This is a genomic window from Streptococcus oralis (assembly GCF_026782345.1).
In the GTDB taxonomy this organism is placed as follows: domain Bacteria; phylum Bacillota; class Bacilli; order Lactobacillales; family Streptococcaceae; genus Streptococcus; species Streptococcus oralis_CK.
On record NZ_JAKUWI010000001.1, the window covers coordinates 474,637 to 490,892 of the forward strand.

Sequence of the window (16,256 nt, forward strand, 5' to 3'; positions counted from 1 at the left end):
ATAACTCGAACTTTTTCTATCGTAATTGTGCAAAAGAGAAAAAGATAGTAAAATAGATGTATGATTATTTTACAAGCTAATAAAATTGAACGATCTTTTGCTGGAGAGGTTCTCTTTGAACATATCAACCTGCAAGTAGATGAACGAGATCGGATTGCCCTAGTTGGAAAAAATGGTGCAGGTAAGTCTACTCTTTTGAAGATTTTGGTTGGAGAAGAGGAGCCAACCAGTGGAGAAATCAATAAGAAAAAAGATGTTTCTCTGTCTTACCTAGCCCAAGATAGCCGTTTTGAGTCTGAAAATACCATTTACGATGAAATGCTTCATGTCTTTGATGACTTACGTCGAACTGAGAAGCAACTTCGTCAGATGGAACTGGAGATGGGTGAAAAGTCTGGTGAAGATCTGGATAAACTGATGGCGGATTATGATCGTTTGTCTGAGAATTTTCGTCAAGCAGGTGGTTTTACCTACGAAGCTGATATTCGATCGATTTTGAATGGATTCAAGTTTGACGAGTCTATGTGGCAGATGAAAATTGCCGAGCTTTCAGGTGGTCAAAATACCCGTCTGGCACTGGCTAAAATGCTCCTTGAAAAGCCCAATCTCTTAGTCTTGGACGAGCCAACCAACCACTTGGATATTGAAACGATTGCTTGGCTAGAGAATTACTTGGTGAACTATAGCGGCGCCCTCATTATTGTCAGTCACGACCGTTACTTTTTGGACAAGGTTGCGACGGTTACACTGGATTTGACCAAGCATTCCTTGGATCGTTATGTGGGCAATTATTCTCGTTTTGTTGAGTTGAAGGAGCAAAAGCTAGCTACTGAGGCAAAAAACTATGAAAAGCAACAGAAGGAAATCGCGGCTCTAGAAGACTTTGTCAATCGCAATCTAGTCCGAGCTTCAACGACCAAACGTGCTCAATCTCGCCGTAAACAACTAGAAAAAATGGAGCGTTTGGACAAGCCTGAAGCTGGCAAGAAAGCAGCCAATATGACCTTCCAGTCTGAAAAAACATCAGGTAATATCGTTTTAACCGTTGAAAATGCGGCCATTGGCTATGATGGGGAAATACTCTCAGAGCCAATCAATCTGGACCTCCGTAAGATGAATGCTGTTGCCATCATAGGACCAAATGGTATTGGCAAATCAACCTTTATCAAGTCTATTGTGGACCAGATTCCCTTTATCAAGGGAGAAAAGCGTTTTGGTGCTAACGTTGAGGTTGGTTACTATGATCAGACTCAAAGTAAGCTGACAGCAAGTAATACGGTTCTAGACGAACTTTGGAATGATTTCAAATTGACACCTGAAGTTGAAATCCGTAACCGCCTAGGCGCCTTCCTCTTCTCTGGTGAAGATGTCAAAAAATCAGTCGGGATGCTATCTGGTGGTGAACGAGCTCGTCTTTTGCTTGCCAAACTTTCAATGGAAAACAACAATTTCTTGATTCTTGACGAGCCAACCAACCATTTGGATATTGATAGCAAGGAAGTGTTAGAAAATGCCCTGATTGACTTTGACGGAACCCTTCTTTTTGTCAGCCATGACCGTTACTTTATCAATCGTGTAGCCACTCATGTTTTGGAATTGTCTGAGAATGGTTCGACCCTCTATCTAGGAGATTATGACTACTATGTTGATAAGAAAGCAGAAGTAGAAATGACTCAGACAGAAGAAGCTTCAACTAGTAATCAAGCAAAAGAAGCAAGTTCAGTTAATGACTACCAAGCTCAGAAAGAAAGTCAGAAAGAAGCCCGTAAGCTCATGCGACAAATCGAAAATCTAGAAGCTGAAATCGAAGAGTTAGAAACTCAAAGTCAAGCCATTTCTGAACAAATGCTGGAAACCAATGATGCTGAAAAGCTCATGGAATTGCAGGCTGAACTGGACAAAATTAGCCATCGTCAGGAAGAAGCTATGCTTGAATGGGAAGAATTATCGGAGCAGGTGTAAAATGAATCATCTTGGAAAGGTATTTCGTGAATTTCGAACAAGTGGGAAGTACTCCTTAAAAGAGGCGGCAGGTGAATCATGTTCAACCTCTCAGCTATCTCGCTTCGAGCTTGGGGAGTCTGATCTAGCAGTTTCCCGTTTCTTTGAGATTTTGGACAATATTCATGTGACTATTGAAAATTTCATGGACAAGGCTAGAGATTTTCAAAATCATGAACATGTTGCCTTGATGGCACAGATTATTCCGCTTTACTACTCAAATGATATTGCAGGTTTTCAAAAGCTTCAAAAGGAACAGCTTGAGAAAGCAAAGAGTTCGACCAATCCCCTCTATTTTGAGCTGAATTGGATTCTGCTACAAGGACTGATTTGTCAAAGAGATGCTCATTACACGATGAGTCAGAGTGATTTGGAAAAGGTAGCAGATTATCTTTTTCAAACAGAAGAATGGACTATGTATGAGCTGATTCTTTTCGGGAATCTCTATACTTTCTACAATGTGAACTATGTGGCTCGGATTGGCAGAGAAGTTATGGAGAGGGAAGAGTACTACAAGGAAATTGGTCGGCATCGTAAACTTGTTTTGATTTTAGCTCTTAACTGTTACCAGCATTGTTTGGAAAATCGGTCCTTTACGGATGCGGACTATTTTGAGGGCTATGTGGAGAAGTTGATTGGAAATGGTATCAAGCTTTATGAGCGCAATATCTTCCATTATCTCAAAGGTTTCGCCCTCTACCAGAGAGACTTGAAAGAAGAAGGTTGTAGTCAGATGCAGGAAGCCATGCATATTTTTGATGTGCTTGGACTTCCAGAGCAAGTGGCTTACTATCAGGAACATTATGAAAAATTTGTAAATGCTTAAATTTCCCAAATAAGGGAAAAATAAAGAGACTCCTTTCAGTTTTGATACAATAGTTTCAAAATTTGAGAGGAGCTTTTTATATGAATCGACATGCAATCCAGTTGATTAGTCGTGGTGCTATTAATAAGATAGGGAATATGCTCTATGATTATGGAAATAGTGTTTGGTTAGCATCAATGGGGACGATAGGACAGACTGTTCTTGGGATTTATCAAATTTCTGAACTCGTCACATCGATTCTGGTCAATCCCTTTGGCGGAGTGATTTCAGACCGCTTTTCGCGTCGCAAAATTTTGATGACGACGGACTTGATTTGTGGCGTTCTTTGCTTAGCTATTTCTTTCATCAGAAATGATAGCTTGATGATTGCTGCTCTGATCCTCGCAAATATTGTTCAGGCGGTTGCCTTTGCATTTTCTCGTACAGCTAACAAAGCCATTATAACTGAAGTTGTAGAAAAAGAAGAGATTGTGACCTATAATGCTCGCTTAGAGCTCGTTTTGCAGGTTGTAGGCGTTAGCTCCCCTGTACTTTCTTTCATCGTTTTACAATTTGCCAGTCTCCATATGACGCTTGTTTTAGATGCCATTAGTTTTTTCATCGCATTTATCTTAGTAGCTTTCCTCCCCAAAAAAGAGGCTAAGGAGCAAGTGAAAAGGACTCTCAGCTGGAAAAATATTTTTGCTGATATGAAAGAAGGGATTCGCTATATTTGGCGCCAGCAAGAAATTTTTTTCCTTTTGTTAGTCGCTTCCAGCGTTAATTTCTTTTTTGCAGCTTTTGAATTTCTCCTCCCTTTTTCAAATCGACTATACGGGATAGGAGGAGCTTATGCAACTATTTTGACTATGGGCGCTATTGGTTCGATTATCGGAGCTCTTCTAGCTAGCAAAATCAAGGCAGGTGTTTATAATCTTTTGATTCTATTGGCTTTAACTGGAGTTGGAGTTTTTATGATGGGGTTACCATTGCCAACTTTTCTTTCCTTTTCTGGAAATTTAGTTTGTGAACTGTTTATGACGATATTTAATATTCACTTTTTTACTCAGGTGCAAACCAAGGTTGAGGGGGAATACTTGGGGAGAGTCCTAAGCACCATTTTTACCTTAGCCATCCTATTTATGCCGATTGCAAAAGGCTTTATGACGGTGCTACCAAGTGTCCATCTCTCTTCTTTTCTGATAATTGGAAGCGGTGTTATCATCCTGTCTTGTTTCTCCCTCGTTTATGTGCGAGGTCATTTTGATAAAGAGTTATAATTTCTCTTTTTAAGAAAATATTACACTACAAACCATTTTTCAGCCCTTCTCTATTGTGAGGAGGGCTTGCTTTGTGGTAAAATGGGAATATGAATGAAAGAATGAATGAGTTAGTTACCTTACTTAACCGCTATGCGACCGAGTACTATACGAGTGACAATCCCTCGGTTTCAGATAGTGAGTATGATCGCCTCTACCGAGAGTTGGTCGAATTGGAAGCCGCCTATCCGGATCAAGTTTTAGCGGACAGTCCAACCCATCGTGTTGGTGGTAAGGTTTTAGATGGTTTTGAAAAATACAGTCATCAGTATCCTCTATACAGTTTGCAGGATGCTTTTTCACGTGAAGAGTTAGAAGCTTTTGATGCGCGTGTTCGAAAGGAATTACCCCACCCGACCTATATTTGTGAGCTGAAAATTGATGGTTTGTCTATCTCGCTGACGTATGAAAAGGGGATTTTGGTTGTCGGTGCCACTCGTGGTGATGGTTCTATTGGAGAGAATATCACTGAAAATCTCAAGCGTGTCAAGGACATTCCTTTGACCTTGCCAGAAGAACTTGATATCACTGTTCGTGGAGAGTGTTACATGCCACGCGCTTCATTTGACCAGGTCAACCAAGCTCGCCAAGAAAATGGAGAGCCTGAATTTGCTAATCCTCGTAACGCAGCTGCAGGAACCCTCCGTCAGCTGGATACAGCAGTAGTGGCCAAGCGTAATCTTGCGACTTTCCTCTATCAAGAAGCAAGCCCTTCTACTCGTGATAGTCAAGAAAAAGTCTTGAAGCATCTTGAACAGCTTGGTTTTGTAGTTAATCCTAAACGAATCTTGGCTGAAAGCATGGATGAGATATGGGATTTCATCCAAGAAGTAGGACAAGAACGGGAGAAACTACCTTACGATATTGATGGAGTGGTCATCAAGGTCAATGACTTAGCAGGTCAAGAAGAACTTGGTTTTACGGTTAAAGCACCTAAGTGGGCAGTTGCCTACAAATTTCCTGCTGAGGAAAAAGAAGCCCAGCTCCTTTCAGTTGACTGGACAGTAGGTCGTACGGGTGTTGTGACCCCAACTGCCAATCTAACACCTGTTCAGCTTGCTGGGACAACTGTTAGCCGTGCAACACTGCACAATGTAGATTATATTGCTGAAAAGGATATTCGAAAAGACGATACGGTTATTGTTTATAAGGCTGGAGATATCATCCCTGCTGTTTTGCGTGTGGTAGAGTCCAAGCGTGTTTCTGAAGAAAAACTAGATATTCCGACTAACTGTCCAAGTTGTGACTCCGATTTGTTGCACTTTGAAGATGAAGTGGCTCTTCGTTGTATCAATCCACGATGTCCTGCCCAAATCATGGAAGGTTTGATTCACTTTGCTTCTCGAGACGCCATGAATATTACAGGGCTTGGTCCATCTATTGTTGAAAAGCTTTTTGCTGCTAATCTGGTTAAGGATGTGGCAGATATTTACCGTTTGAAAGAAGATGATTTCCTTCTTTTAGAGGGTGTCAAGGAAAAGTCTGCTTCTAAACTATATCAGGCCATTCAAGCATCCAAGGAAAACTCTGCTGAAAAGCTCTTGTTTGGTCTGGGAATTCGTCATGTCGGAAGCAAGGCTAGCCAACTCTTGCTCCAACATTTCCACTCTATTGAAAATCTAGCCCAAGCTGATCCTGAGGAAGTAGCAAGTATCGAGAGCTTGGGTAGTGTGATTGCACAAAGCCTTCAGACTTATTTTTCTACAGAAGGGTCGAATATTCTCTTAGACGAGTTGAAAGAAACTGGAGTCAATCTGGACTACAAAGGACAGACACTAGTGGCAGATGCGGCCTTGTCAGGTTTGACAATTGTATTAACTGGTAAATTGGAACGTCTCACACGTTCTGAAGCCAAAAATAAACTCGAAAGTCTAGGTGCCAAAGTCACAGGCAGTGTATCTAAGAAAACGAATCTTGTCGTAGCAGGAGCAGATGCAGGAAGCAAGCTCCAAAAAGCGCAAGAACTTGGTATCGAAGTTCGAGATGAGGCCTGGCTAGAAAGTTTGTAAAGAATAGTTGAAAAATAGATGTCAGATAGTCTGGAACTATCTCTCCTGATGTGTTTTTATACCTATTAAAGCTATTCTCTATTGTGCTGAAATTCCCGCTAAATTCTTCAGCATGACTTTAAGAATTAAAATTAAAATTGAAATTAGAAATTAGGAAAAGAAATGTATAGTTACCCTGTAGTCATCCATTTTCACCGAAAAAATGGGGATTATGCCGCTTGTTCATTCAGTAGAAAACAGGCAGATGTTAAAGAAAATTTGTATTATGAAAATGATTATTTTGGAGCAAAATTCTCCTTTACAGTCACAAGTGCAGAAAGGCTCGATACTTTGACCTTTTCTGTCGAAATAGATGGAAAGACAAAAGACTATCTTCTACGGTTTAACTATTATCCACTGTTGACTGAGGTTTGGATCTTAGATGGTGATGAGACGGTTTATTATTCAGAAAATCCTGCCATTGCAAGTCCTTACTATAAAGATCGAAACCCGTTTGCTTTTGATAAAGCCTTTCACAGTGAAAGTTTTGATCATCATTGGGGATACCAAGGAGAGTTGGGTTATAGTATCTCAGACTACCAGACAAGCTTTAAACTCTGGGCTCCAACAGCTACAGCAGTCCAAGTGGTCGTTTATGAAAATACAAGTAACGACGCGCCGATTTGGAAAACCTTTAATCTAAAGCGAGGGAATAGCTATTCATACAGTCATAAGTACAATACCATTGGTGTTTGGAGTGTAGACCTGGATGAAAATCTTGCAGGTAAAGCTTATCAGTATCAGATTGAGTTTCCGCACCACCAGACTTTGACACGAGATCCTTACACTATCGCTACAAGTCCTGACGGGAAACGTTCTGTCATCCTATCTCAGCAAGATAGACAGGTAGAAGGATTTAAAGTCAAACATGGGACAGATGCTCCTTGGCGTTTGGAAAACCCATGTAAAGCCGTTATCTGTGAGATGCACATTCGTGATTTTACAAAATCACCGACATCTGGAGTTCCAGAAAATCTTCGAGGGACCTTCCTTGGGGCTGCCCAGAGTGGAACGGCTAACCAGTATGGGCAAGCAACAACCTTTGACTATATCAAAGAACTCGGCTGTAATTATGTTCAGCTCCAACCAATCTTTGATCGTCATAAGGAATACGATGAAGACGGAAATGTAACCTATAACTGGGGTTATGACCCTCAAAACTACAATGCGCCAGAACCAAGTTTCTCTAGTAACTCAGATGATCCTGGACAGGTTATTCGAGACCTCAAAACCATGATTCAGGCTTATCATGATGCAGGAATCGGTGTCATTATGGATGTTGTTTATAACCATACCTTCTCAACGGTCGATGCACCTTTCCAAACAACTGTTCCTGATTATTACTATCGTATGAATCCAGATGGAACCTTCCAAAACGGAACAGGTGTTGGAAATGAAACCGCAAGCGAACACGAAATGTACCGCAAGTATATGATTGACTCACTCCTTTATTGGGTGAAAGAATACAATATTGACGGTTTCCGTTTCGACTTGATGGGAATTCATGATGTCAAAACCATGCAGGCAATTCGTTGGGCACTTGATGAAGTTGATCCACGTATTATCACCTATGGAGAAGGTTGGGATATGGGGACCGGTCTTGCACCTTACGACAAGGCCAAGAAGGACAATGCCTACCAGATGCCAAATATTGGATTCTTCAATGATGATCAGCGTGATGCCATCAAAGGAGGAGAAGTTTATGGCTCAATCAAGGCAGGATTTGTTAGTGGTGCAGCTACAGAACCGATTGTAGCCAAAGCTATTCTTGGTAGCCGAGAGTTGGGTTCATATCTTAGTCCCAACCAAGTTCTTAACTACGTGGAAGCCCATGATAATTACAACTTGCATGATTTGTTAGTAACCCTTCATCCAGATCACAGTTCAGATAAGATTATGCGACAGGTTGAGACAGCAACAGCGATGAGCATTCTTATGCAAGGCATGTCCTTTATAGAGCTGGGGCAAGAATTTGGTCGTACCAAACTCCTTGCTACAGGAGAAAATGGCGAGCTAACTGCGGCAGATAGAGAACGGGCCATGAATAGTTACAATGCTCCAGATAGTGTCAACCAGGTCAACTGGGATTTAATCAATGAGAGACAAGAAAGCATTGACTTTATTCGCCAGATTATTCGCCTAAAAAAACAAACACGTGCTTTCTCTTATCCTACATACGAAGAAGTTTATCGTCATGTCTTCGTCCATACAGCTGCTGAAAATAGTGGGTGGATTGTTTACGAAATTCACGGTGGAGCAGAGCACTTATTGGTGGTATTCAATGCCAAGGGAACTTCCTTCTACTTTGAAAATGCGGGAAATCTTGAAATGCTTGTGTCCAACAGTCGTTCTCAAGAGTCTAATGTGATTGATGATATCAGCGTTGCAGTCTTGAAGGTACTTTCATAGTAAATACTACAAAAAGGTTTAGTTAATTCTAGACCTTTTTTGATTTTTATTGAAAAATCAATATCTAATAGGAATAAATTTCAAATAATTTGAAGAATCAAGTTTGTGAAAAAAATATCAATATTTTCCAAAAAGGGGTTGTAATTTTCTGAAAATTTGATAAAATAAGTTTTAATCATTTTCAGGAGGAAGAGAATTTGACAAATTATCAGAATTTAGTAAATGGAAAATGGAAATCATCAGAGAATGAAATTGCCATCTATTCTCCCATCAATCAGGAAAAACTGGGTACAGTACCCGCTATGAGTCAGGCTGAAGTAGATGAGGCTATGAAAGCTGCGCGTGCAGCTCTCCCAGCATGGCGTGATTTAGCACCCGTTGAGCGTGCAGCTTATTTGCATAAGACAGCAGACATTTTGGAACGTGACAAAGAAAAAATTGGTACCATTCTTGCTAAAGAGGTTGCAAAAGGGATTAAAGCAGCCATTGGAGAAGTAGTACGTACAGCAGAATTGATTCGTTTTGCTGCTGAGGAAGGTCTCCGTATCACTGGACAAGCAATGGAAGGTGGCGGTTTTGAAGCTGCAAGTAAAAATAAACTAGCTGTTGTCCGTCGTGAGCCAGTTGGAGTCGTCTTAGCTATCGCGCCATTTAACTACCCAGTCAACCTTTCTGGATCTAAGATTGCTCCGGCTTTGATTGCAGGAAATGTCGTTATGTTCAAACCGCCAACACAAGGATCTATTTCTGGTCTCTTGCTGGCTAAAGCATTTGACGAAGCGGGAATCCCAGCAGGTGTCTTTAACACTATCACTGGACGTGGTTCTGAAATCGGAGACTACATCATCGAACACAAGGAAGTGAACTTCATTAACTTTACAGGTTCAACACCGATTGGTGAGCGTATCGGTCGTTTGGCTGGTATGCGCCCGATTATGCTGGAGCTTGGTGGGAAAGATGCAGCAATTGTTTTAGAAGATGCAGATTTAGAAAATGCAGCTAAGCAAATCGTAGGTGGTGCCTTTAGCTACTCTGGTCAGCGTTGTACCGCTATCAAACGTGTTTTGGTTGTGGAAAGCGTAGCAGACAGATTGGCTGAATTGCTCCAAGCTGAAGTTGCTAAGCTAACGGTCGGTGATCCATTTGACAATGCAGATATCACGCCAGTTATTGATAATGCTTCAGCTGATTTCATCTGGGGATTGATTGAAGATGCTCAGGTAAAAGGAGCCAAAGCGCTCAGCCCAATCAAACGTGAGAACAATCTCATTTGGCCAGGACTTTTTGATTATGTCACAAGAGATATGAAATTAGCCTGGGAAGAACCATTTGGACCTGTTCTCCCAATTATTCGAGTTGCAGATGCCAATGAAGCACTTGAAATTGCTAATGAATCAGAATTCGGTCTTCAATCTTCAGTCTTTACAAATGACTTTAAGAAGGCATTTGAAATCGCTGAAAAACTTGAAGTTGGTACCGTTCATATTAACAATAAAACACAACGTGGACCAGATAATTTCCCATTCCTTGGTGTAAAAGGTTCTGGTGCAGGAGTTCAAGGAATTAAATATAGTATCGAAGCGATGACAAATGTTAAATCCGTTGTTTTTGATGTGAGATAATTTATAAAATCAGGAAAATAACTTCCTGGTTTTATTTTTTTCAAAAAAATACAGTAGAAAATTGATAAAAAACGAATATTCTGGTATTATAATAAAAAAATATATGGAAATTGTTTCGTGTTCTATTTTCTGGATATCTTTTTTAAAATGCTAGGTAATTTTTTGAAGGCTTTCATAAAAAAATATGATTTCCTTCGTAAATTACTTGAAAGTTATCTTAAAAGAGTGTATAATAGAATTATAGAAAACGCTTACAAAAGAAAGGGGATTGAATGAATAATCAAGAAGCATTAAGAACCTTTACTACAGGTGAGAACTTTCACCTCCAGCATTATTTAGGAGCGCATAGAGAGGAGAAAAACGGAGAAATAGGCTATACCTTTAGGGTTTGGGCCCCAAATGCACAAGCAGTTCATCTAGTTGGTGATTTTACCGATTGGGTTGAGAATCAGATTCCCATGGTTCGTAATGAAGCAGGTGTTTGGGAAGTCTTTACAAGTCAGCCTCAGGAAGGTCAGATTTATAAATATCATATCACGCGTGCAAATGGTCACCAGATTATGAAGATTGATCCGTTGGCAATTTATTTTGAAGCTAGACCGGGTACAGGAGCAGTTCTGACCAATATCCGTGAAAAGAAATGGAAAGATGGTCTTTGGCTAGCACGTCGCAAACGTTTGGGATTTTTCGAGAGACCAGTTAATATATACGAGGCCCATGCAGGATCTTGGAAGAGAAATCCAGACGGTAGTCCCTATACTTTTTCGCAACTGAAAGACGAGTTGATTCCATACTTAGTTGAGATGAACTATACACATATTGAGTTCATGCCTTTAATGGCTCACCCACTTGGCTTGAGCTGGGGCTATCAGCTTATGGGTTACTTTGCTTTTGAACATTCCTATGGCAGACCTGAGGAATTCCAAGATTTCGTTGAAGAGTGTCATATAAATAATATCGGTGTTATCGTAGACTGGGTGCCAGGCCATTTCACTATTAATGATGATGCCTTGGCGTATTATGACGGAACACCAACTTTTGAATACCAAGATCACAACAAGGCTCATAACTATGGTTGGGGGGCTCTGAATTTTGACCTCGGGAAAAATGAGGTCCAGTCTTTCTTGATTTCAAGTATTAAATTTTGGATTGATTTTTACCACTTAGATGGTATTCGGGTCGATGCAGTGAGCAATATGCTTTACCTAGATTATGATAATGCTCCTTGGACTCCAAACAAAGACGGTGGAAACCTTAACTATGAAGGTTATTATTTCCTTCAACGTTTAAACACAGTGATTAAGTTAGCTCATCCAGATATCATGATGATTGCAGAAGAAAGTTCATCAGCAACAAAGATTACTGGCATGAAAGAAATGGGTGGTCTTGGCTTTGACTATAAATGGAATATGGGCTGGATGAACGATATTCTCCGTTTCTACGAGGAAGATCCAATTTATCGCAAGTATGATTTTAATCTTGTGACCTTCAGCTTTATGTATGTTTTCAATGAAAACTATCTCCTACCTTTCTCACATGATGAAGTGGTTCATGGCAAGAAGAGTATGATGCATAAGATGTGGGGAGATCGCTATAACCAATTTGCCGGTTTGCGCAATCTTTACACCTATCAAATTTGCCACCCAGGTAAGAAATTGCTCTTTATGGGCAGTGAGTACGGGCAATTCTTAGAGTGGAAGTCTGAGGAGCAGTTGGAATGGTCTAATCTAGAAGATCCAATGAATGCGAAGATGAAGCATTTCACTTCTCAACTGAATCAATTCTATAAAGACCATCGTTGTCTTTGGGAAATTGATACTAGTTATGATGGTATTGAGATTATCGATGCTGATAATAGGGATCAGAGTGTTCTTTCCTTTATTCGTAAGGGCAAGAAGGACGAAATGTTAGTCTGTGTCTTTAATATGGCACCAGTTGAACGTAAGGACTTTACGATTGGTTTACCTGTTGCAGGTATTTACGAAGAAGTTTGGAATACAGAATTAGAAGAATGGGGAGGTGTGTGGAAAGAGCACAATCAAACAGTTCAGACTCAAGAAGGCTTATGGAAAGATTACGAGCATACTTTGACCTTTACCTTGCCTGCTATGGGAGCAAGCATCTGGAAGATCAAACGTCGTTTGAAACCAGCCAAGAAAAAAGAATAGCAGGCTGTTGATTACAATTTTTTAGATTTTAAAAACGGATGTACTTGTATTGGACTTGAAACACAAGAGAAATGGATTTCCTATTATTTTTATAAAAGTTTGACTTCCGACCTTCTTTCGATTTTAATGTTCACATGTCTTTATAAAGGAGTAGAAAATGAAGAATGAAATGCTAGCTTTAATCCTTGCGGGTGGGCAAGGAACACGTCTCGGAAAACTCACTCAAAGCATTGCCAAACCGGCGGTGCAATTCGGTGGGCGCTACCGTATCATTGACTTTGCTCTTTCCAACTGTGCAAACTCTGGGATTCATAATGTTGGTGTTATTACGCAGTACCAACCTCTTGCTTTGAACAACCATATTGGGAATGGTTCTAGCTGGGGACTAGATGGTATTAACACAGGTGTTTCTATCCTTCAACCCTACTCTGCGAGTGAGGGAAACCGTTGGTTTGAAGGGACCAGTCACGCTATCTACCAAAATATCGACTACATTGATAGTATTAATCCTGAGTATGTTTTGATCCTTTCTGGTGACCATATCTACAAGATGGACTACGATGATATGCTCCAATCACATAAGGATAACAATGCCAGTCTGACTGTAGCTGTTCTAGACGTACCTCTAAAGGAAGCTAGCCGTTTTGGTATCATGAATACAGATGCCAATAACCGTATCGTTGAATTTGAAGAAAAACCTGCTCAACCTAAGTCTACAAAGGCTTCAATGGGGATTTATATTTTTGATTGGAAACGTCTCCGCAATATGCTTGTTGCTGCTGAAAAGAACAAGGTAGATATGTCAGACTTTGGTAAAAACGTTATTCCAAATTACCTTGAGTCTGGAGAAAGCGTCTATGCTTATGAATTCAAAGGCTACTGGAAAGACGTTGGTACTATCGAGTCTCTATGGGAAGCCAATATGGAATACATTGATCCAAACAACGCTTTGGATAGTCGTGATCGTCAGTGGAAAATCTACTCACGGAACTTGATTTCACCACCAAACTTTATTGGAAAACACGCTCATGTAGAAGATTCTTTAGTTGTGGATGGCTGTCTCGTGGATGGAACTGTTAAGCATTCTATTCTCTCAACAGAAGCGCAAGTACGTGAGGGTGCTGAAGTAGTAGACTCTGTAATCATGAGTGGTGCCATTATCGGAAAAGGTGCAAAAATTAAACGTGCCATTATTGGTGAGGGTGCTGTTATTTCTGAAGGTGTCGAAATTGATGGAACAGACGAAGTACAAGTAGTAGGATACAATGAAGTAGTGGGGGTAGCATCAGATGAAGATTGATAAATATTCAGCCATTTTAGGAAACACAGTTGGTTTTCATGATATGTCAACGTTAACAGAACACCGTCCGGTGGCTAGCTTGCCATTTGGAGCAAAATATCGTTTAATTGATTTCCCTCTTTCTAGCCTTGCAAATGCTGGTGTTCGTAGTGTCTTTGGAATTTTCCAACAAGACAATATCAGTTCAGTCTTTGACCACATTCGTTCAGGACGTGAGTGGGGCTTATCTACCCTTCTCAGCCACTACTATCTAGGTATTTATAATACGAGTGTTGAAAGTAGCACAGTTGGGAAAGAATATTACCAACAGCTTCTCACTTATTTGAAACGTTCAGGATCAAATCAGACGGTTGCACTTAACTGTGATATCGTGGTGAATATTGACCTCAATCAAGTATTCCATTTACATACTACTGCCGGTCGTCCGATTACAGTTGTTTATAAGAAATTACCTAAAAAGGATATTTCAGATGTTAATGCCATCTTGGAAGTGGATGAAACAGACCATGTTCTTTCTCATAAACTTTTTGATGCCAAATCAACAGATGAACTTTTCAACATGTCTACAGATATATTCGTCGTTGATACTCCGTGGTTGATTGAACGACTTGAAGAAGAAGTTCAAAAAGAATATCCAGAAAAATTACGCTATGTTCTCCGCGATTTAGCTGTAAAAGAAGGTGCTTTTGCTTACGAATACACGGGCTATCTAGCCAATATTCACTCCGTTCAATCCTATTATCAAGCCAATATTGATATGTTGGAGTCTCAAAAATTCTACTCTCTCTTCTCACCTAACCAAAAGATTTATACCAAAGTTAAGAATGAAGAACCAACCTACTATGCGAACACTTCAAAAGTAAGTACTTCTCAGTTTGCTTCTGGTAGTATCATTGAGGGTGAAGTAGTTCAGTCAGTCCTATCTCGTAACATTTATGTTCACAAAGATAGTGTGGTGAAAGACAGCATTTTATTCCCTCGTGTTGTGATTGGTCAGGGTGCCCAAGTTGAATATGCCATCCTAGACAAAGGAGTTGAAGTTGCGGACGGTGTTGTCATTCGAGGAACAGCAGAACATCCAGTTGTAGTTAAGAAGGGTGAAACAGTAACAGAGGACATTTACTCATGAAAATTTTATTTGTAGCGGCAGAAGGAGCACCCTTTTCAAAAACAGGTGGTTTGGGCGATGTCATTGGTGCCCTTCCCAAATCACTTGTAAAAGCAGGGCACGAAGTTGCAGTTTTCTTGCCTTACTATGATATGGTAGAAGCTAAGTTTGGTGACCAAATAGAGGATGTTCTCCACTTTGAAGTTAGTGTAGGATGGCGTAGACAGTACTGTGGTATTAAGAAAACGGTCTTGAATGGGGTTACCTTCTACTTCATTGATAATCAATATTATTTCTTCCGTGGCCATGTGTACGGTGATTTTGACGATGGTGAACGCTTTGCCTTTTTCCAACTGGCTGCTCTTGAAGCCATGGAACGCATCGGCTTTATTCCTGACCTTCTCCATGTTCATGATTACCACACAGCCATGATTCCCTTCTTGTTGAAAGAAAAGTATCATTGGATTCAAGCATATCAAGGAATCAGAACAGTTTTAACTATTCATAATTTGGAATTTCAAGGTCAATTTTCTGAAGGAATGTTGTGGGATTTGTTTGGTGTTGGATTTGAACGCTATGCTGATGGAACCCTTCGCTGGAATGATTGCCTTAACTGGATGAAGGCTGGTATCCTATACGCGGATCGTGTCTCAACAGTTTCTCCTAGCTATGCACATGAGATTATGACCAGTCAGTTTGGTTGCGGTTTGGACCAGATTCTTCGCATGGAGTCAGGTAAGGTTTCAGGTATAGTTAATGGTATTGACGCAGATCTTTATAATCCTGAGACAGACCCACTTTTAGACTATCATTTTAATAAAGAAGATTTGTCTGGAAAAGCGCAAAACAAAGCAAAATTGCAAGAGAGAGTTGGGTTGCCTGTGCGAGCAGATGTTCCTCTAGTTGGGATTGTCTCTCGTTTGACCCGTCAAAAAGGCTTTGATGTTGTTGTAGAAAGCTTGCATCGTTTCTTACAAGAGGACGTTCAAATCGTTCTTTTAGGAACAGGTGACCCAGCTTTTGAACATTCCTTCTCCTGGTTTGCTCAAGTCTATCCTGACAAGCTATCAGCAAATATCACTTTTGACGTCAAGCTCGCTCAAGAAATTTATGCAGCTTGTGACCTCTTCCTCATGCCAAGTCGTTTTGAACCATGTGGCTTGTCACAAATGATGGCTATGCGTTATGGAACACTACCATTGGTTCATGAAGTGGGTGGACTAAGAGATACAGTTCAATCCTTCAATCCGATCGAAGGAACTGGTACTGGATTTAGCTTCGACAATTTAACACCATACTGGCTTAACTGGAGTTTCCAAACAGCCTTGGATGTTTATAAGTACCAGCCGGACGTTTGGAAAAATCTACAAAAACAAGCTATGGAATGCGATTTCTCATGGGATACAGCCTGCAAATCTTATCTTGACTTGTACCATAGTCTAGTCAACTAATAGATAAAATCGTATGATTCTTTCA

10 protein-coding genes are annotated in these 16,256 nt (G+C 40.4%); all 10 read left to right on the forward strand.

Annotation, left to right across the window (positions count from 1 at the left end; translation table 11 throughout):
* Positions 1-60 precede the first annotated feature (60 nt).
* Positions 61-1,962 (forward strand): ABC-F family ATP-binding cassette domain-containing protein, encoded by a 1,902-nt coding sequence (locus MK405_RS02345; protein WP_268704218.1) that lies wholly within the window; start codon positions 61-63, stop codon positions 1,960-1,962.
* 1 nt (position 1,963) lies between these two features.
* The gene (locus MK405_RS02350) at positions 1,964-2,827 is read left to right on the forward strand and encodes an Rgg family transcriptional regulator (RefSeq protein ID WP_268704219.1); all 864 of its coding nucleotides are present in this window, start codon (positions 1,964-1,966) and stop codon (positions 2,825-2,827) included.
* A gap of 80 nt (positions 2,828-2,907) precedes the next feature.
* Positions 2,908-4,086, forward strand: a complete 1,179-nt coding sequence (locus MK405_RS02355) for an MFS transporter (RefSeq protein WP_001079357.1) — start codon at positions 2,908-2,910, stop codon at positions 4,084-4,086.
* An 89-nt stretch (positions 4,087-4,175) separates the two neighbouring features.
* Positions 4,176-6,134 carry an NAD-dependent DNA ligase LigA gene (gene ligA / locus MK405_RS02360; RefSeq protein ID WP_001005761.1) on the forward strand — a complete coding sequence of 653 codons (1,959 nt, stop codon included), beginning with the start codon at positions 4,176-4,178 and terminating at the stop codon, positions 6,132-6,134.
* A 162-nt stretch (positions 6,135-6,296) separates the two neighbouring features.
* Positions 6,297-8,582 (forward strand): type I pullulanase, encoded by a 2,286-nt coding sequence (gene pulA / locus MK405_RS02365; protein WP_000287691.1) that lies wholly within the window; start codon positions 6,297-6,299, stop codon positions 8,580-8,582.
* A gap of 197 nt (positions 8,583-8,779) precedes the next feature.
* Positions 8,780-10,204, forward strand: coding sequence for an NADP-dependent glyceraldehyde-3-phosphate dehydrogenase (locus MK405_RS02370; protein WP_268704220.1), 1,425 nt, complete (start codon positions 8,780-8,782; stop codon positions 10,202-10,204).
* A gap of 272 nt (positions 10,205-10,476) precedes the next feature.
* Positions 10,477-12,372: a 1,4-alpha-glucan branching protein GlgB gene (gene glgB / locus MK405_RS02375; RefSeq protein ID WP_268704221.1), complete on the forward strand. Its 1,896-nt coding sequence runs from the start codon at positions 10,477-10,479 to the stop codon at positions 12,370-12,372.
* Positions 12,373-12,529: 157 nt separating this feature from the next.
* Positions 12,530-13,672, forward strand: coding sequence for a glucose-1-phosphate adenylyltransferase (locus MK405_RS02380; protein ID WP_000787257.1), 1,143 nt, complete (start codon positions 12,530-12,532; stop codon positions 13,670-13,672).
* The gene (glgD, locus tag MK405_RS02385) at positions 13,662-14,801 is read left to right on the forward strand and encodes a glucose-1-phosphate adenylyltransferase subunit GlgD (RefSeq protein ID WP_000687044.1); all 1,140 of its coding nucleotides are present in this window, start codon (positions 13,662-13,664) and stop codon (positions 14,799-14,801) included. The genes MK405_RS02380 and glgD overlap by 11 nt, the downstream gene beginning before the upstream one ends.
* Positions 14,798-16,231, forward strand: a complete 1,434-nt coding sequence (gene glgA / locus MK405_RS02390; protein WP_084938643.1) for a glycogen synthase GlgA — start codon at positions 14,798-14,800, stop codon at positions 16,229-16,231. The genes glgD and glgA overlap by 4 nt, the downstream gene beginning before the upstream one ends.
* Positions 16,232-16,256: the final 25 nt, after the last annotated feature.